This window comes from Mycobacterium sp. 1245111.1 (genome assembly GCF_001673405.1).
Taxonomy (GTDB): domain Bacteria; phylum Actinomycetota; class Actinomycetes; order Mycobacteriales; family Mycobacteriaceae; genus Mycobacterium.
This window is the reverse complement of the sequence record NZ_LZLV01000112.1, coordinates 136,943-155,592: the sequence shown is the minus strand read 5'-3', so window position 1 is coordinate 155,592 and position 18,650 is coordinate 136,943. Positions and strand designations below refer to the sequence as shown.

The following is an 18,650-nucleotide window of genomic DNA, read 5'->3' as shown; positions in this document are numbered from 1 at the left end:
GACACCCAAAGCGTGCTAGGGGCGTTGGCCCGTCGTGCCTCACTGGTTGACGCGGGTGCCCGGCGTGAAGACGACAGGCAGCGCGCGATAACCCCGAGTGACCGAGTTCCCGTGAAAATCAACTTTCGCCCCAGGCGGGATGGCGTAGTCGGGTATGCGCTTCAGGATCTGTTCGACGCCCACCCGAAACTCGAGTCGGGCGAGATTGGAGCCCAGACAACGATGGACGCCCGCTCCGAATCCCAGGTGCCGATTTGCCTGTCGATCGATGATGCATTTGTTCGGCTCGTCGAACTCGCTCGCATCGCGGTTGGCGGCCGCGTAGTTCACGACGACCGTCTCCCCGGGGCAGAACTTCTGGCCGCTGAGTTCAACCTCTTCTACGACAGCGCGATTCAGTCCGTGGATCGAACCGGCAAACCGGATAAATTCCTCGATCGCGGTGGACATCAGTTCGGGTTCGCCGCGTAGCCGGTCACGCTCTGAGGCATGGGTGCCCAGGTAGAAGAACGCGAATGACATTGCACTCGACGTTGTTTCGAGTCCCGCTTGCACCAGCAAGATGACATTCGCGACCACGTCGTCGAATCTCAGCTTGTCACCGTCGATCTCGGCGTCGAGTAACACGCTGATGAGGTCGTCACGCGACGGCTCATCACGGCGCTTTTCAATCTCCCCGCGTACCCGCTGGTACAAATCGTTCATCGCCGCTTGTCGGATCTCTTCGCTGTCACCATTGATCGCGACGTCCGTCGTCTCGATGTACAGCGGCACGTCCTCGACGGGCATGCCCAGTAGATACCGAAAGAAGACGATCCCGGGCTGCCGCCAGGCCACGTTGGCGAGGTCGCCGCGGCCCGATTCGACAAAGTCGTCGATCAAGTCGTCGGTGACCGCACGCACCTGCGGCTCCAGTTGCTTCATCCGGCCCGGCGAGAAATACGGGTTGAGAATCTTGCGAAGCTGTTGCTGGCGTGGCGGATCGATGGTGATCACGATGTCGCCGAACCACATCAGTGAGCCGTCCGGAGTCACGGGCCTGCTCGAAAAGCTCCGCCAATCACGCGCGATCTCGTAACAGTCGTCGTACCCGGTAGCAACCCACGCGCCACCCGGCGTGGGACCCACGAACGGAGAATCCTGGTGACAGAAAGGCGCGTTGGCGCGCATCACCTCGTAGACCTCATAGAGGTATTCCGGGTCGTTGAAGTCTTGGTGGCGAAGATCGAGGTTTTCGGCGTGCTCCTCCGGTGACTTACTCGCCATGACTAGTCCTTTCCGCCTCGAACAGAACCGCGCTCACCTACACAGGCGTCTGGTCGGCCGGATTAGCCGCCGGGACCGTTGGGCCACTTGAGCAATGAGCCGGCGTCGACTCGGATTTGCTGCCCAGTGATGTAACGGCTCTCTTCACTGGCGAGGAAGACGCCTAGGTTCGCCATGTCGTCTGGCTCGATGTACGGAATAGGCATTGCCTGGAAAATTGTGAATAGCGGTTCGGCGTCCTCGCGACTGGCCTGTTTACCCTGCTGCGTAAGGTCAGGACGGAACATGCTGTACATGCCGTCGTTCTGCAGAAGGTGCGTGTTGCAATTGGTGGGATGGATCGCGTTGACCCGAATCATGCGGCTCGCCAAGGCCATCGACATCTCTTCGACGTACCCAATCAGGGTCCGCTTGCTCCAGCCGTAGCCCCGACCGCCGGGACCCATCGCCGGGTTGTCGGTGGTGCCGGTGATCATGCCCGCGGTCGACCCGGTGATGATCACCGAAGCCCCGTCAGTCAGATGCGGAACAGTCACCGCAACGGTGTTCATCACACCGAGAAGATCAACATCGGACGCGTCAACGAACGACATGGCATCGTGTGGGCGGCCCATGGCCATCGGAAGAATTCCGGCGTTGGCGACGACGATGTCGATCTTGCCGAACTCGACGAGCCCGGCTTCGACAGCCTCCCGCAGTTCGTGACGCTCCCGCACGTCACCGACCCGCGCAACGACGCGGCGGCCTACTTCTTTCACCGCCCGCTCGGTCTCGGCTAAATCGTCGGGCGAGGCCAAAGGATATGGGTTCGAGGGAATGTCGCGGCAGATGTCGACGGCGATGATGTCTGCCCCCTCCCTCGCCATCGCGACAGCGTGGGCGCGCCCTTGGCCGCGAGCCGCCCCCGTGATGAAAGCGACTTTTCCCTCCAAACGACCCGCCATCCGAACCTCCTCGCGCTGATCTATCTTCTGGCCAAATATTTGTTCCGAAATCGTATACCGCCCGCATCCTCGAAGCAAGCAGCTGCATACGGGCCGAGGGTAATCACTCCAACGCTCCCGTCGGTTGTCGGCAAGTGAGCGAGACCCTCTGTGCCGGAATCTGTTTCGTAGGACATCACACGTCCGGTGACTGCGTTTGTGATTCAGTGAAGAAGGCCGTCACGTTGCATCGGTGGGCCTCGTCAACACCAATGCTGCTTCGTTGTAAGGGAATAAGCGATACAGCAGCCGAGGCGCCGGCGTGACAAGCGCTGCCGCCTCGGCCTTTTCGACGATCTTTGGGTCGGCCAGCGTGACAGCCTTGCCCCGCTTGTGCAGCACTGTCGGCCCGCCCGCCAGTACATTCTTGAGCCAGTCCGATTCGAGCCCGTATCCGACAAGGATGGCGTAACCGTTCTGGGTCTTGAAAACCAGGAGCGGCGTTCGATATCGCCTCCCTGACTTGCGGCCAGTGTGCTCGAGAGTCCCCAAGCATGGGAGCCACGGCGTGAGTGAGCGAGCCACAGGATTGGTAACACGACGATGGAATTTCGCCACGGCACGAGGCACTCGCATAATGTCCTCTCCTCACCCCTTGCAATGTCGTTTAATCCACCTGCGATGCCTCCAATGTGCCCGCGGGTCAGAGCTTGCCGTCGCACTCACTGTCGAAGTCGATCCCAGGCGGGCTCGCCCAACTTGGCGCGGATTGCACCCCACGGGTCGGCATACTGACCCGGTGCGTTGCGGTACGGCGAGCGGCGCGCCATGAAGAGTCGCACGATCGGGGCGATGAGTCGACCTGGATAGTGCAGCAACCGGTACTTCTCCGCCAACTCGGCCTTCAAGTCGGGCCACGAATGATTTTGAAACTGCAACGCCTCTTGAGCGCGCGTGGTGTCCATCCAGTCAGTGACGAACCAGTCATCGTCGCTGTTCGGATCACCGGGCCGGCCCGGAGGGATCGCGCCCGGTATGCCCAGAGCCGCCACTAGGCCCGAGGTGACTTCGGCGTAGGTCAGCCGGTGAGAATTGTCGCCGCCTATCAACAAGATCTCGCGAGCGACGTCGGCGGTGGTTGCCGCAGCAAATGCCCATGCGACGTCGCGCACGTCCACGGTCTGAACCCGACCGTCGCTGGGCAGTGCTGCTTGGAAGTACATCGCGTCAGTGGTGACCGGCAGTGCTCCCATGTCCGGGCTGAGCACTGCTCCCAGTCGCAGGACCACCCATTCCAGCGTCGATCCCCGCACAATCTCTTCGGCCTCGGACTTCTGGCCGCTGTAGACGTCGTAGGGGCGCATCGGTTCCTCCGCGCGCAGCGGAGGCGTTGTGCGGTGCGGATTCCGGGGACCCATCACGGTGATGCTCGAGGCATGGACGAATCGTGGCTGCTTCGGTAGCCCCTCAACGAGGCGAACGAGATTTGCGGTGGCGTCCACATTGACCCGTCGCGCGACTTTGGGTATCGGGTAGATCGCGGGTGCGATGACCGCTGCGAGATGGACGATTGCGTCCGGCGCAACATCGGCGAGTAGACGCTGCACTTGCGCAGAATCGGTGAGGTCGGCCCACCGGAATTCGACACGGCTGGGCATCTTGGCGGCGGCCTTCCGATTGGCTGGCGTGTCGAGATCTGTGGCCACTACGCGGTGACCGAGTTCGACCAACCGCCGCACGGTTTCTGAGCCCACCAGCCCCAACCCGCCTGTAACCAGAACAGTTTTCGACATGGGTGTCTCGATTCAGCCGATAGGGGTGAAGGTCACATGCAGTTCGCGGAGGCCACGCAGGATGAAGGTCGGCTCATACTCGTAGCGGCGCGCACCCTCCGGTCCGTGATGTTCCTCCGAAAGTCCGATGTCGGCCATACGGTCCAGGATTCGGTTCATCGAGATCCGGCCCTCCGCCCTCGCCAGCGGAGCACCCGGGCATGAGTGGGCACCCCGGATGAAGGCGATCTGTTCGCGTACATTCGATCGATTGACGTCGAATGTGTTGGGATCATCGAACTTTCGATCATCGCGGTTGCACGCGCCCGGCAACAGCATGACCGTCGTGCCCGCGGGGACCTCCACACCCCCCACAGTGGTGGTCTTTCGCGCCATTCTGAAATGCGCCTTGACGGGGCTTTCCATGCGCAACGTCTCTTCGAGGAACGCTGGAATTTTCGCTCGGTCCTCGCGTAGGGATGTCTGAAGTTCCGGGTTCTCGCCCATGACACGTACCGCGGCACTGACAAGTTTGGTAGTCGTTTCTGTGCCTGCGGCGAACAGGAACGTCGACAAGTTCATCACGTCCTCGATCTCAGGCGTGGACTCATCTTCGTACTTTGCCTGAGCCAACTCGGTCAGCACATCACCGCGCGGCGAGCGCCTGCGGTCCTCGATGTAGGCATAGAACTTCTCGTTCAGCCATTGCAGGGGATTGAGCGCTGTTGTCCCCTCCCCGAGTTCACCCGCAACTTGGGTACCGAATTGCGCTTCGAACTCCTCATGATCTTCTTGAGGGACACCCAGCAGATCAGCAATGACAAGCAGCGAGAACGGTTTTGCGTAATCCGCTAGGAACTCACAACGACCTCGTTCGAGGAAAGTGTCCAGCTGCTGGTCCGCCAGCCGCCACATGAACTCTTCGTTTTCTTTCAGGCGCTTCGGAGTGATCAGTCGATTCATCAGACCTCTGGTCCGACCGTGCAGCGGCGGGTCTTGATTCGAGATGTGCTCAGCCATCGGGGCGATGTGGCGATGCTCCTCAATCAAGTCGGACACATCGTCAGCTCCGTCGGGACCAAAGGGGAATCCCGAGAATGGGCCCGCAAGCGAGTTGCACGACGAGAAGGCTGGGTCCTTGTAAACCGCGAGAGCCTCGTTGTAGCCCGTGACCGCCATAACATTGAACGGGGTCGCTTGCGACACCGGACATTTCGAGCGCAGAAAGTCGAAGTATTGGTAAGGGTCTGACACCAGAGTTTCATCGGTGAAAAAGTCAACTGCGTCGAAGTCGGTCATGCGCTTCTTCCAATCCTTTCAAGGAACATCCGCCCGCGGTCGGCCCAGCGAGAGCGACACTGGCGCGCACCGGCACGGAGCAACGGGTTCGTTAGGCCGGGTCGAACAGCACCGGCAGTGACGTCGGAGAGCGGAAGACCATTCCGCGGATGTGCGGGTCGTCACCGTCAGGATCGAGGCGAAGATTGGGCAACCGATCCAATAACAGGTTGATGGCCGTGCGCATCTCGAGTCGAGCGAGGTGCATCCCGAGGCAGACATGGACTCCGTAGCCCCAGCTGATGGGTACCTTCGCCTGCCGGAAAATGTCGAAGTCATCGGGTTTGGTGTACCGATCTTCTTGACGATTGGCCGCGCCGAGCATGGGCATCACCGATGACCCTTGTGGGATGGGCACGCCCGCCAACTCGGTATCCCGAGTGGCGACGCGAGTGATGTTGAGCAGAGGCGCATCCCATCGCACACCCTCTTCGATGGCTTGCGGTATGAGGGTTCGGTCGGCGCGGATGGCGTCAAGCTGGTCGGGGTGGGTGAGGAGCGCAAAGAGCAAGCTGCCCAGGGATCGGTACGTGGTTTCCACGCCGGCCGGAAGCAGGAGCCGGATGAAGGAGTAAATGTCTTCGTCCGCAAGCTTTTCGCCGTCGATTTCAGCTGCTGCGAGGCTGCTGATCAGATCCTCGCGGGGCTCCGCTCGACGGGCCTCCAGGATCGGAGTGAAGTAGTCGACGAGGGCCTTTGACGCCGCCAACCCTCGTTCGGGATTGATGGTGTAGCTCAACATCGACACCGACCAGCGCTGGAACTGCGGGAAATCCTCCTCCGGGAGGCCGAGGAGCGCGGCGATGATGCGGCTCGGGTACGGAAACGTGAAGGTTTTCACCAGGTTGGTGGCACCGTCGGCGGCAAACCCGTCGATCAGTTCGTTACCGATGCGACCGACGATCTCGTCTTCCCAACGCGCCAAAGCCTTTTGGGTGAACGCCTTGGTTACCAGCGAACGCAGCCTGCCGTGGACGGGCTCATCCATGCCCAGCATCACCCCGTGGCCCAAAACGTCGCCGAATATCTGAATCACGGCGTTCGAGGAGAAGGTGTCGTGGTCCCGCAGCATCGTCTGAATGTCCTCGTGGCGGTAGACGATGAAGACGGGTTTGCCTTCCTCACCGGGCATCGTCGACATGTCGATTCGTTGAATCGGAGTGTCGTGACGCTGTTTCGCCAACTCCGGGTACGGGTCGCGTACATCGCCCGATACGACGTCGTCGAATGCCGCGAAGTCTTCGAGTTCGTCGAATAGCTCTGACATGTTGCTCCTATCAATTCGCGGGATAAGCCACGGATTTGACCTCTGTGTATTGATGGAATCCCGCCAGTCCGTTCTGGCGTCCGACACCGCTGTGCTTGTAGCCCCCGAAGGGCATGTCGGCGCCGTACCCCGCGGTGCCGTTGAGCCCGATGAACCCCGCACGTAGTCGACGCGCCACCGCCAACGCCCGCTCCGTCGACTCCGACATGACCATGCCGGCAAGGCCGTAAGCGCTGTCGTTCGCGATCCGGACCGCGTCGTCTTCGTCGTCGTAGGGGATCGCGACCAGGACCGGCCCGAAGATCTCTTCCTGGGCAATGGTCATGGCGTTGTCAACGTCGGTAAACAGGGTGGGGTTGACCCAGAACCCTGTGTCGAATGCTGTCGACGGTTCTGTACTGCCGACACGCATCGTCGCGCCCTCGTCGACACCCTTGTGGATGTAGCCCAGGATGCGTTGTTGTTGCTTAGCTGAAATGACCGGCCCGCAAATGGTGCCCGGGTCCTGGGGGTCGCCAGGCTGGATGTTCTCGTAGATCCCCTGCAGAATCGCTACACCTTCGGCGTAACGGCTGCGAGGCAACAAGATTCGTGTTGGCGCCGCGCACGCCTGGCCGGCGTGCATTAATGGACCGATGCCGATCAAACACGCAGTAGCGAAGTCGGCATCCTCGAGCACGATGGTCGCCGATTTCCCCCCGAGTTCAAGGAACAGTCGCTTCATCGTGGCCGCACCCTTTTCCATGATGCGTTTACCCACCGCCGTCGACCCGGTGAATGAGATCATGTCAACCTTCGGCGACAAGGTCAGCTCTTCACCGACGAGATGGTCCGACGCTGTCACCACGTTGACGACTCCGGCTGGTATGTCGGTCTTTTCGGCGATCAATCGCCCCAAACGGGTGGCGTTGAACGGGGTGTCGGGGGCGGGTTTGAGCACCACAGTGTTGCCTGTGGCCAGCGCCTGTCCGAGCTTGTTGATCGTCACCTCGAACGGGAAGTTCCACGGGACGATTGCGCCGACCACACCCACGGGCTCATGCCACACCCGGCGGGCGGAGTTCACGCCGGTCAACGACACCACCGCATCGCCGAGATCGACTTCCCAGTCAAACGAATCGATGAACCGGGCCGGGAACTTCAACCCATCCTCTAGGGGCGCGTCCAGCTGCGGACCATGCGTCACCGCTCTGGGTGCGCCGACCTCGAGGATGAGTTCCTCGCGTAGTTCCTCCAACTCGCTTTCAATCGCGTCGTGCAGTTGCAAAAGACAGCGCTTCCGCAGTGCCCGATTAGTCGACCAGTCGGTCTCGTCGAACGATCGCCGCGCCGCATCGATCGCACGATTCATATCGGCTTTGGACGCATCCGCAACCTCACCGAGCGCGTCTCCATTGGCGGGATTGATGTTGGCGAATGTGCCTGACTCACCGTCGACGAGCTCACCGTCGATCATCATCTTCGACTCGAACGTCACCGTCGTTGCGTTAGTCATCGCTTCGACCCCCCATTGGTGCGGACTGTGTCCGAGAAAATCGCGTCGCCAGCGACGCCAACCGGATCATGACTTGTTCCGGGAGCACCTTGGCGGCAGCGACCATCACGCGCTGCGTGGTTGTCAGCGGCCACGCCCCGTCACGCATCGCGCCGAATCGAGGAATTCCGAGGATGATTCGAGACATGTGGTGCATCCCGGAAGCAGGAAGCACCCTGTTCAAGGTCAACAACATCGACGCATCGGGTCCGACGCCATGGCGGCGGAAGGCGCCGTGGTCAGCCAGTGCATTCACCAATCCGTCGGTGAAACGCTCGGGAGAGCGCGCGAACTTGATCGCATACCGGCCGCGGCTGTTCATCGTCTGATGCAGACGCGCATAGGGGCCAGTGAAGTCGCGATCGTCGGTCGTGCCTGCGTCCGTGATGATGTCAGTCTCGTAGGTTCCCGTAACCAGAACGCTGACACCGATCCCGAAGGGCGCTAACTCGAAGGCCAGCGATTCACCCCACCTTTCCATCGCGCCCTTGCTAGCGGAGTACGGTCCCGTAGCTGGCTGGCCGCGCACGCCCGCCGCGCTGCTGACGAGCACGATGCGACCCCGTCCTGCCGCCCGCATCGACGGCAACAGCGCCTTGGTCAAAGTCACCGGCGCGATTACGTGAGTGGTAAACATGTTCTGCCACAACGTTGTATCGGTTTCTTCGACCGTTCCGGCCGCCGATATTCCGGCATTGTGCACGATCGCGTCTGGCGCGCCAATCCGCTCTTCGATCGTCTTGGCAGCCGCTGCAATGGAGGCCGCGTCCATCAAGTCGAGCTGGACACCGAGGAGCCGATCGTCGTCTTCAGCTGCCCCGGTCGCTTCGCGCAATAACGGCATCCCCCGCTCAGGCGTTCGCATGGTGGCGACCACCTGCCATCCCTCACGGTATAGACGTACAGCTGAGGCGAAGCCGAGGCCGCGCGATGCACCCGTGATGACGACACTACGACGCTCAACCATTGAAAGCCTGAGTTGCGCAGCGATTGCTCTTGGAACCCAACTGCACGTCGGGACGACCATGCGGCAGGGCGTACTGCCAGGTCGACCACTTACCCACCGAGTAGGGCCCCTTTGCCCCGTTCTCCTCGTAATAGCCTTGTGGGTCAAAGACTTTGGCCTCTGGATACGGCCACGGACACGCCACCGACGTCGCGGCGCCGCTGGCCTTGATTGCCCAGAACCAGCCGCCGTAGGCGAAGTACGAGACGTTGATGATCACAAACATCACCAGGAAGGTGCCCAGTACGGGCCTCGTCGGCAACAACTTGACCTTTGCAGCCAGCTTTTCTGCCACCGACTTTCCCGTGTCGTCGCGGTAAACCAGAATCGCCGCCGGGATCATCACGAAAGTCACCCCGAGCGACTCCCAGATCAGTGGGAATTGGAGCGGAGTTCCCGTAAAGATCGATCCGAATGGGATCACCTGCGAATAGATGTAGAGACCGGTCGCGATGGAACCAACTTCGAGGATCGCGTCGAACACGAAGCCGATGACTAGTACCAGAGCGCCCAAGCTGACTAGCGGGTGCCGGCTGACGAAAGCATCGGGACTGCGCTTAGCCTGTAACTTTCGCAACACCCACACAGCCACGAAGTACGGCCCGAAATAGAATGTCACGTAACCGAATACGATGAACGGTTCCACCGTCGGCGACATCATGATCAGAATCCAGGACTCGGGCCAGTGCAGGAGATCCGGGTTGTACACCGCGTAGGGCGCCCAGTTCATGATCGGGTCCTGCCACACAATCAGCGTCGTGACCAAGAACATCAGCATCACCGGGCTGCCAGGATTACGCCGCCACCCGATGATGAAGACGACTACCAGCGCCACGAGCATCAGCGCCGTACCGATTTCGATGTACTCCATCCAGCCGGTGACCCCGAAGAGGTACTTGACCGGGCGCGGCCTACCGACGGTGTTCGGGTTGGCCACTCGCGGATCGAGTTTCGTGCGTGAAACCGCAATAAACAACCCGACGAATGCGAGCAGGCCGATCCCGGCCAGCCATGAACCCAAGCTTCCACCGCCTGACCGCCCGGGAGGGGAATGCTTCGTAGGACTGGCTGAGGGTGACGTGAATTCTTCGGTACTCATCCGACTACTCCTGACCAAATCGGTCGACAAGGTGCGAGTTGACGCCGTCGGCGTCCAATGTGCGGGCGACGAGGTAGCCCGCGCCCATCCAGGCCCTGCGGGTCCATTTGCCGAATGACACCCGCGTACCCGGCGCACCCGAGGCCGCAGGCATCATCTTCACTCGCTCGAGTGCCTCTTTGACTCCGCGTGGGCTCAGCGGATGGGCATCGGCGAACGCGCGCACCAGGGTTGAGGCGATGTCGTGGTTGACCACGGAAACGCAATACTGGGGACGGTTGCCGTGCTTTGCCTCATAGCGATCCAGGAACTCCTGCCCAAGTTGGTTGGCTTCGTCATATTGGTCGACACCGACCCAACCCATGAACGCCTGCCACATCACTGGATTGATCCACGCGTTCTGCCATGCGGTGGTCGAGAAGCGGGGAGGATCCCAATCGACGGCTTCCAGTGCAGGATTGACTAAAACGATGCCGAAGCCGAAACCGAAGTGGACGATCGCCTCGGCTCGCGCGTCATGCAGCGACTTGACCGCGGCGTGAATGTCTTGCGCCGTCTGCGCGATTGGTGCCTCAGCGACAATCCGCAGACCCTTGCGCGCGCAAGCGCGCCGAAAGTTACCCAGGTACGACTCGCCGATCAGGTTCTGCTCGACCAAGACACCGACGTCGGTCAGCCCCCTTTTGGCGATGAGGTCAGCCAGGAAGATGGGCTCATCGGTCATCGAGCCTTGGGGGAACGAGAATGTCCACTCACCCAGCCAGTCATCGGTCCCGGTCACGCTGATCGCCGGCACCTTGAAACGCTCTTCGATCGCCTCACGCATCGGCACCACGTTGTCAGTGATGTTGGGCCCGAACACAACTAGACAACCCTCGTCGACGAGCTCGGCATAGGCATCGATCACCGCTTTGACTGTGCCCTTGGGCAGCCCCTCGACCTCCTTGTAGATCACCTGTACCGGCCGATCCAACAGCCCCTTCTCGAGGGCGTCTTCGAATACGAGGTCCAAGGACTGGACAAACGAATCCAGCAGCTCCTTTGGAAAATCCGCAGCAAGCGTGAAGTCCATCAGATATCCGACCTTGATCGGATGGGCTTTGCTCTCGTAAGACAAACTGACCTCCGGGCTACAACCTAATATTTGTTCATACCTTAACGGTCCACGTCGCGCGGCGTCAACGAATCGGGCGCGCAGGCTGTCCCAGATAGATATCGATCATCTCGTTGAGACCGCGAGAGACGGTCACATCGTCAGTCAGCGGGCCTGCGATGGCTGCTTTCGCCGCATCGACGACGGACAGACCCTCGCTGATGAGTTGACCAGCCGCGATAAGCACGCGGGTGGATGCCACCTCGCGTAGTCCACCGGTCTCCAAACGGCGGATCGCCTGACCGAAGCGAACGAGCTCAGCCGAGATCGCCGGATCAACACCCGACTCGTGAACAACAATTGCTTCCTCGACTTCCGTTGCAGGGTAGCCGAATTCGATAGCTACCATGCGCTGCCTCGTCGAGTCTTTGAGATCCTTCAGCACGCTCTGGTAACCGGGATTGTAAGAGACGACAAGACCGAAGCCCGGTGCCGCATCGAGAGTGATTCCCAGCCGTTCGATCGGCAACTGGCGGCGATGATCCCCGAGCGGGTGCAGAACAACGGTTGTATCTTGGCGGGCTTCGACAACCTCGTCGAGGTAGCAGATCGCTCCCTCGCGGACCGCGCGGGTCAGCGGTCCGTCAACCCACACTGTCTCATCACCACGAAGCAAATAGCGCCCGACCAGGTCGGCGGTCGTCAGATCGTCGTGGCAGGAAACCGTAATCAATTGCCGGCCGAGATCGTGGGCCATCGCCTCGACGAACCGAGTCTTGCCACAGCCAGTCGGCCCTTTCAGGACCAGCGATAGCCCCTGCCGGTAAGCCGCTTTGAAAACCGCCTCTTCGTTGCCCACCGACCGGTAATACGGGCGTGCGTGAGTGGTCTGGGGTGCGGCGCCATTGGGCTGCGCGTGCGCGACCTCGTTATTCATCCGACTCTTCCCTCGTGTGAGACCTGTAGCGGTGGTTTAGCCACGTGCCCTCGGTCACAGTCCAGCAGCTTAGATGGAACAGATGTTTGTTTTCAACCATGGCGCGGAATTGGCAGACCTCCCGGCTCGACCGGTAGTGGTGAGACGACTTGCGCCTTCACCCGCCGGACCCCCTCAGCACGCACGGCGTTGCATTTCGGCGGACCGCACGGCGGATCTGAACAGAGGTCCGATGACATCTGAAAGTTGTTCAGGCCGGCCAACAGCGGCGTGCGCGGTGCTCCCGAAGACCTTCCTCAGCGATCCGACGTCCGTCGCCGCCCCTACAGTCAGGCAGACACAACCGATTCCACGACGCCGGGCCTCGTCGAGTGCATGGCGCGCGTCTGCGGCGCCGTAAACAAGTTCGTATCCGTGGTCGTAGGCGAGCCCGTCGGACAGCACGACAAGCAATCGTCGGGGCGTTCCACCACGCTGATCGAGCACGGTCGAACCATGCCTTATGGCTGCGCCGAGGCGTGAGTATGCACCGGGTTCCAGACTGTTCAAGCGCTTGAATACGGCTGCGTCGAGGTGGTCTTCGAACCGCTTGACTGGCACCAGTCTTACCGCGGCCCGGCCCTGCGAGTAGTAGCCGTACAAGGACACGCGGTCACCGAGATCGTGCAGTGCGACAACGAGGTTGGCAGCCGCCGTTCGCTGCTGTTGATGCACAGTCCGCCCGAGCGTACCGGGCTCAGCGGCCGAGCCCGAGATGTCCAACAGAACCAGCACCGACAGCTCGCGCCGCCGCCGCAGGCTGTCGAGATAGACCGCATCAGACGGCACCGATCTCGCGAGTAATTCGACGCGCGTTTCGACGGCCGCATCAATGTCGATGTCGTCGCCTTGGTACTGACGGCGTTGCCGGTGTAACCCCATGCCGAGCCGTGCGAGTGGCCGCCGCACCGCACCAGCGCACTCGATGAACCCGGTCGCAGCAGGCTTGATTTCCGGCTCGACCTCTCGGACCGTGCACCAATCGGGACGGTATGCGCCGCGGTTCGCGTCCCATTCCGGATACTTCATACCGTCCTGTTCGACATCCGAAGAGGCTTCAGGAGTCAAGGCAGTCGACGAAACCGCAAAGGCGCCCCGCCTGGCTGAATTCGTACGGTGCGTCGGGGTATCCGCCCCCGGTGGTCCGCCGCCGTCGTTCCCCGACCTTCGGGACGAAGAAAGCATCTTCTTGAGCCACTTGCCAATGAAGCCGCCGCCGCCTACCGGACTGCTGAACATGTCGGGATCGTCGCTGTCGTCCACGGCATCGTCGGAGAGTTCGTGCAGTTCGCCCTTCGCCTCTTTTCGGGCAACGTGACCCACTTTTTCCTTCTGCGCCGCGGCGTGCTTCATGACCGCGACGAGCTTCTTCGCGCGTATAACTCCGAAATTGTGTGGCGGCCCGGCGGCTACGGTCTTGCCTGCGGCGATGGCCAGAGAGTCCGCGGCCGAGCAGCTGAGAGCGGCGAGCTCACGATCTGCTAGCGCAGCCAACCTCGCCGGCAGCAAGTCGTCGTTGGCAACTAAAGCCCGGTGCGCTTCGACGGCGAAGTAGCGGCGAGAAAGCTTGGGATGCCGTACCAGTCGGTCGACGATATCCGGTGCCAGGCTGCCTGCCGCAAGCATCGATGCATGGACGGCCACCGCCTCTAGGGCTGCGCGAGGGTGCGCGGAGGGATCGACGTACACCGTCTGTCCGTCGGTCCAGGACGGCTCACCTGCAACGCCGGCGCCGACGGCGAGTGGGCGCCCCGCAAGGGCTGATGCCAACATCCCGAGCGACTGCTGGTGATCGTCGTCGACACTCACCGGACAGTCTCCTCACCGCATTGTCGTCATTGACCTAATACTTGTTTCACCGTAGAGTCCGATTTCGTTGGAGTCAATCAACCGCCATGCCAGATGAGGGCGTTCGGACAGCGTGAATTTGTCGTACCCCCTGAATACGTCGCCGCCGACGGCGTGGGCGCAGTTTCTATGTCTCGCGACGAAGGCAGAAAGGTGGTAGCCGTGATCAACGACTTCGTTCACGACGCACCCTCTGAGCGTGCTCGACGAGTCACCCACCCTTCCAACGTATTTGGCGGTAACAACATCATGCTGGCGGCCATGCAGCGCCGCGAAGAGCGAGTGACCGCTTAGCTGGGTCAGTGAAAACAGCGGCGCCAGCAGTTGGCGGTGCGGACTGCTCCGGCGCGAGTGCAACGTCGACATCGGCGATGTCTTACCCACCGTGCCATCGAAGCTGAAAGGAAGTACTCAATGAAGATGGATGACATGGTCCTGGTCTCGGTGGACGACCACATGGTCGAACCGCCCGGCCTGTTCGACAACCACATTCCAGCCAAGTACAAGGACGCCGTGCCCAAGCTGATTCAGCGCAAGGACGGCACCGATGCGTGGGTCTTCGAGGGTGCGGAGGCGACCAATGTGGGCCTTAACGCGGTCGCCGGACGTCCGCCAGACGAGTACGGCGCCGAACCTACGAGATTGTCCGAAATCCGCGAGGGGTGCTACAACATCGACGAGCGCATCCGCGATATGAACGCAAACGGCGTGGCGGCGGCGCTGAATTTCCCCTCGTTCCCTCAGTTCTGCGGACAGTACTTCGCCCGCGCTAAGGACAAGGACCTCGGACTCGCGGTGTTGCGTGCCTACAACGATTGGCATATCGACGAATGGTGCGGTGCGTACCCAGGCAGAATGATTCCTCAAGCACTGCCGCCGATCTGGGATCCGCAGCTGATGGCCGAGGAAGTGCGCCGCGTCGCGAAGAAGGGCTGTCATGCCGTCTCTTTTTCGGAGAACCCCACCAAGATCGAGTACCCCTCTCTGCACGACCCACACTGGGATCCTTTCTGGCAGGCCTGCAGTGACGAGAACACCATCGTCAACCTGCACATCGGTTCGTCCTCGAGTGTCGTGATCACATCGGTCGATGCACCCGTGGACACCATGATCACTTTGCAGCCGATGAGCATCGTGCAAGCAGCGGCGGATCTTGTCTGGTCGCCGATGTTGCGTAAGTTCCCCGATCTGCGATTCGCACTGTCGGAGGGCGGAATCGGTTGGGTGCCTTACTTTTTAGAGCGTGTGGACCGTGTCTACAAAATGCATCGCGCGTGGACCCATCAGAACTTCGGCGACAAGACGCCCAGCCAAGTGTTCCTGGAGCGAGTCGCGCTGTGCTTCATCGACGACGAGTTCGGGATCGCCAACCGCGACAAACTGAACATCGACATGGTGACGTGGGAGTGCGACTACCCGCACTCGGACTCCACTTGGCCGCTGGCGCCGGAAACTCTCGATATCTACCTCGACGGTCTCCCTGATCACGATATCGACAAGATCACCCACGAGAACGCCCTGCGCCTCTACGACTTCGACATGTTCAAACACATTCCCAAAGAGCAGCTGACCGTTGGGGCGTTGCGTGCTCAGGCGACCGATGTCGATCTCGGCTTCCGATCGTCAGAGCGATTGAAGAAAGTGGGCACAGACACCGTCTCGGTGCTCGACTTGGCGTCGAAACTGGCGACTTAGGGTAGGCCGCGGTGGATCTCGACGAACCGCTCAGCACCGCAACCGGCCCTCGCATCGCAACATCGTCGCAGCCCGGTTTCCGTTAGATAGAATCCATATCTAGGTGTGCACCAGTGCGACGACTGGCAGAGGAGGGCTTGGCCATGGCCGACGGCGCGAAGCGAAGTTCCGTCCAGAGCCGGCCTGCGGGGAGCAATAAAAGTCGTCGCAATGGCAAGCTCGTCGCAGTGTCGGACCAACGGTCGGTTGACGACACCCGCCGCACCGAAATCTTGAGATCGGCAAGCGCCGTTGTCGCCGCGACGGGCTTACGGACGTCCGTGCAACAGATCGCTGACGCCGCGGGCATTCTGGCCGGCAGTCTGTATCACCACTTCGAGTCTAAAGAGGCCATCTTCGTCGAGCTTATTCGGCGCTATCACGCTGATCTGGATCGTATCGGGGACGCTGCCCTCGCACGCGTCGACGAACCCGACCGTCGTCCAGTGGCCGATCAGATCGAAGCACTCGCGTGCGAAATCGCGCGCTGCGCTGTGGAACACCGTGCCGCACTTCAGATGTCGTTCTACGAAGGTCCCAGCAACGATCCCGAGCTTGTCCAATTGGCAAAGCGTCCGCCGGCCAAGATCCAGGCCGCGATGCTGCAAGCGCTCCGCGCTGGCCGATGGAGCGGGTATATCCGAGTCGACTCCGATTTGCCCACCTTGGCCGACCGTATCTGCCAGAGCATGTTGCATGCTGGTCTCGATCCCGTCCGACACAATGCCTCCGTCGACGAAGTGGCCAAACTGAAATGCCGGATCCTGTTAGAAGGCCTCGCGGTCAATTCACCTACGGACGCCGACCTCGACAAGTCCGAAGCATTCGCGGTGGCCGAGGAGGTCATCGACAGTTGGGTGGACACGGAAGACGCGACCGATCTCAAGGCCGCTCATTTGCGGGCGGTCGCGCGCGCCGAATTCGGTCGGCGTGGGTACGAAATGACGACGGTGCGCGACATCGCCGCAGCCTCGGGGGTGTGCACCGGGACGGTGTACCGGGTGGTCGGCTCCAAAGATGAGCTGCTGATGTCGATCATGCTCGAGTTCGGACGCAAGGTTGGTGGTGCTTGGGCGGATATTGTCCGTTCGGATTCGACGACCATTGAGAAGCTCGACGCGCTGAGCTGGCTGAACATCAATGCGCTCGACCAATTTCCGGACGAATTCCGAATTCAGTTGGCGTGGCTGCGCCAAACACCTCCCGATACGTCCACTCCGGCGTGGTCGTTCGCCACCCGCATTCGGCAAATGAAATCACTTCTCGCCAAAGGTGTTCGGGCAGGCGAGATACGGACCGAGAGCGCAGCAACGGAACAACTGGCTCGCTGCATCATCGGCGAACAGTGGATTCCAGAGAACATTCTGAAACACATCGGCACCCGAAATTCGCTTCTGCTGGCTCGAGACACCACCCTGCGGGGTATCGCTAACCGTGACCAGTGAATAAAAATGCTTGCCACGTATCTCAAAACTCGTAGGCGCGATTGCGCCGTGGCGCTAGCGAGACCGGAGTCCGTCCAGCAAAGCATTGAGCGCGTACACGCTTTCGTTTCGCGCGACCTGCTGATCGGGTGCATTGGCGATGAACATCGCTGCTTCCTCCGCTGCAGCGAGAAGCACATGCGCGAGCACCGCAACCGGCTGGTCCGCCGCAAGGTCGCCCTCTTCAGCGGCGCGTTCGAGCATGGCTCGAATACCTCCCAATCCGTAGCGGCTTTCTAACTCGCGCCATCTCGACCACCCCAAGACCGCCGGTCCGTCGATGAGAAGAATCCGTTGGACTTCGGGCGTCAATGATGCGTCAAGGAATCCAATCAGGCCCTGCCGCAATTGATTAAAAGCACCCTCCGCTGGATCGGCGAGATTCTTCGCGGCCTCCATGACAAGGCTCTCTTCGACCGCTATGAATACCGCCTCGAAAAGCGCTTGCTTGTCCGCGAAGTGGTGGTACAGCGCGCCCCGCGTGCCGACATCGGCCTGCGCGACAACTTCCTCGGTGCCGGTCTGGTGATAACCCTTCTCGACAAACAGCCGCCGCGCTGCGCGGACGAGCGCGCCGCGGGTTGCCTCTGCTTGCGCGGCACGGCGAGCCTTCGTATCGAACTTCTCGTGCCCTCGCACCATCGTCACAGCGTATTGCATACAACCTGTATGTGACATACAGTCGGCAGGTCACATACATGAGGCATGCACCATTGAGCAATCTCGAGCCGGAGGTTTCACCGTGTCCGATCCCGTCGACGTGGTCCGAAAGTTTTGTGCCCTCATGGAGCGTCGAGATCCCGACGCGCTACGCCCGTTTCTCGCCGACAACGCGGTGTATCAGAACGTGGGTATGCCAGCGTTTACCGGCGTCGATGCCATCGTGGACAACTTAGGCGCGCAGTTCTCGATGTTCCCAGACGCCTACGCATTCGAGATCGTCAACATCGCCAACGACGGTTCAATCGTGCTGACCGAACGTCTCGACTACATCCAGACCCCTGCCGGGGACAAGCCGGCCATTCCGGTAATGGGGACCTTCGTCGTCGGCGATGACGGCAAAATCACCCGGTGGACGGACTATTTCGATCTCAACCTCACGGTCAAACTGCTCCAGGGCGAAGACATCAGCGCGCTTATCCCAGTCGCGTCAGCCACATGACCGATGCGCGACACGTACTAGGCCAGATAGCTACGAACATTGACGCGACGACGGATGAGACTGACGAAAAACTACCCTCGACACGCGTTGTTCCGGAGAGCACCAATGCCTATGTACTGACGGGGCGTTCCAGGATTTGGCTTCTCAT

The 18,650-nt window shown here is 60.9% G+C and carries 17 protein-coding genes; 3 read left to right on the top strand and 14 right to left on the bottom strand.

Features of this window, described 5'->3' with window-relative positions; translation table 11 throughout:
* Nucleotides 1-39 precede the first annotated feature (39 nt).
* The 13 genes from A5658_RS17335 to A5658_RS17275 form a co-directional block, all read right to left on the bottom strand.
* A complete protein-coding gene (locus A5658_RS17335) occupies nucleotides 40-1,266 on the bottom strand; it encodes a cytochrome P450 (protein ID WP_067337716.1) in 1,227 nt (408 codons plus the stop codon).
* A 62-nt stretch (nucleotides 1,267-1,328) separates the two neighbouring features.
* Nucleotides 1,329-2,210, bottom strand: a complete 882-nt coding sequence (locus A5658_RS17330; RefSeq protein WP_067337713.1) for a mycofactocin-coupled SDR family oxidoreductase — start codon at nucleotides 2,208-2,210, stop codon at nucleotides 1,329-1,331.
* Nucleotides 2,211-2,429: 219 nt separating this feature from the next.
* Nucleotides 2,430-2,825, bottom strand: a complete 396-nt coding sequence (locus tag A5658_RS17325; protein WP_067337710.1) for a nitroreductase family deazaflavin-dependent oxidoreductase — start codon at nucleotides 2,823-2,825, stop codon at nucleotides 2,430-2,432.
* An 86-nt stretch (nucleotides 2,826-2,911) separates the two neighbouring features.
* A complete protein-coding gene (locus A5658_RS17320; RefSeq protein WP_067337707.1) occupies nucleotides 2,912-3,982 on the bottom strand; it encodes an NAD(P)-dependent oxidoreductase in 1,071 nt (356 codons plus the stop codon).
* Between the two features lie 12 nt (nucleotides 3,983-3,994).
* Nucleotides 3,995-5,260, bottom strand: a complete 1,266-nt coding sequence (locus A5658_RS17315; RefSeq protein ID WP_067337704.1) for a cytochrome P450 — start codon at nucleotides 5,258-5,260, stop codon at nucleotides 3,995-3,997.
* 91 nt (nucleotides 5,261-5,351) lie between these two features.
* Nucleotides 5,352-6,566 (bottom strand): cytochrome P450, encoded by a 1,215-nt coding sequence (locus tag A5658_RS17310; RefSeq protein ID WP_067337701.1) that lies wholly within the window; start codon nucleotides 6,564-6,566, stop codon nucleotides 5,352-5,354.
* 10 nt (nucleotides 6,567-6,576) lie between these two features.
* Complete coding sequence (locus A5658_RS17305; protein WP_067337698.1) at nucleotides 6,577-8,061, bottom strand: aldehyde dehydrogenase family protein; 1,485 nt, start codon at nucleotides 8,059-8,061, stop codon at nucleotides 6,577-6,579.
* Nucleotides 8,054-9,067 (bottom strand): SDR family oxidoreductase, encoded by a 1,014-nt coding sequence (locus A5658_RS17300; RefSeq protein ID WP_067337695.1) that lies wholly within the window; start codon nucleotides 9,065-9,067, stop codon nucleotides 8,054-8,056. Before A5658_RS17300 ends, A5658_RS17305 begins: the two co-directional genes overlap by 8 nt.
* Nucleotides 9,060-10,205 carry a spirocyclase AveC family protein gene (locus A5658_RS17295; RefSeq protein ID WP_067337692.1) on the bottom strand — a complete coding sequence of 382 codons (1,146 nt, stop codon included), beginning with the start codon at nucleotides 10,203-10,205 and terminating at the stop codon, nucleotides 9,060-9,062. The genes A5658_RS17300 and A5658_RS17295 overlap by 8 nt, the downstream gene beginning before the upstream one ends.
* Nucleotides 10,206-10,209: 4 nt before the next feature.
* A complete protein-coding gene (locus tag A5658_RS17290; protein ID WP_067337689.1) occupies nucleotides 10,210-11,322 on the bottom strand; it encodes an ABC transporter substrate-binding protein in 1,113 nt (370 codons plus the stop codon).
* A 61-nt stretch (nucleotides 11,323-11,383) separates the two neighbouring features.
* Complete coding sequence (locus tag A5658_RS17285; protein ID WP_067337686.1) at nucleotides 11,384-12,235, bottom strand: CbbQ/NirQ/NorQ/GpvN family protein; 852 nt, start codon at nucleotides 12,233-12,235, stop codon at nucleotides 11,384-11,386.
* A 174-nt stretch (nucleotides 12,236-12,409) separates the two neighbouring features.
* A complete protein-coding gene (locus tag A5658_RS17280; protein ID WP_067338457.1) occupies nucleotides 12,410-14,047 on the bottom strand; it encodes a nitric oxide reductase activation protein NorD in 1,638 nt (545 codons plus the stop codon).
* A 48-nt stretch (nucleotides 14,048-14,095) separates the two neighbouring features.
* Complete coding sequence (locus A5658_RS17275) at nucleotides 14,096-14,506, bottom strand: hypothetical protein (RefSeq protein ID WP_156751517.1); 411 nt, start codon at nucleotides 14,504-14,506, stop codon at nucleotides 14,096-14,098.
* Nucleotides 14,507-14,536: 30 nt separating this feature from the next.
* Here A5658_RS17275 and A5658_RS17270 point away from each other — a divergent pair, with 30 nt between their 5' ends.
* Nucleotides 14,537-15,817, top strand: coding sequence for an amidohydrolase family protein (locus A5658_RS17270; protein ID WP_067337679.1), 1,281 nt, complete (start codon nucleotides 14,537-14,539; stop codon nucleotides 15,815-15,817).
* 143 nt (nucleotides 15,818-15,960) lie between these two features.
* Nucleotides 15,961-17,301 (top strand): TetR/AcrR family transcriptional regulator, encoded by a 1,341-nt coding sequence (locus tag A5658_RS17265; protein ID WP_067337676.1) that lies wholly within the window; start codon nucleotides 15,961-15,963, stop codon nucleotides 17,299-17,301.
* A gap of 54 nt (nucleotides 17,302-17,355) precedes the next feature.
* Here the strand turns inward: A5658_RS17265 and A5658_RS17260 are convergent, their stop codons facing one another.
* Nucleotides 17,356-17,982, bottom strand: coding sequence for a TetR/AcrR family transcriptional regulator (locus A5658_RS17260; RefSeq protein WP_067338454.1), 627 nt, complete (start codon nucleotides 17,980-17,982; stop codon nucleotides 17,356-17,358).
* A 100-nt stretch (nucleotides 17,983-18,082) separates the two neighbouring features.
* On the opposite strand from A5658_RS17260, the gene A5658_RS17255 reads away from it, so the two are divergent.
* The gene (locus A5658_RS17255; protein WP_082993241.1) at nucleotides 18,083-18,502 is read left to right on the top strand and encodes a limonene-1,2-epoxide hydrolase family protein; all 420 of its coding nucleotides are present in this window, start codon (nucleotides 18,083-18,085) and stop codon (nucleotides 18,500-18,502) included.
* The last annotated feature ends 148 nt before the right edge of the window (nucleotides 18,503-18,650 follow it).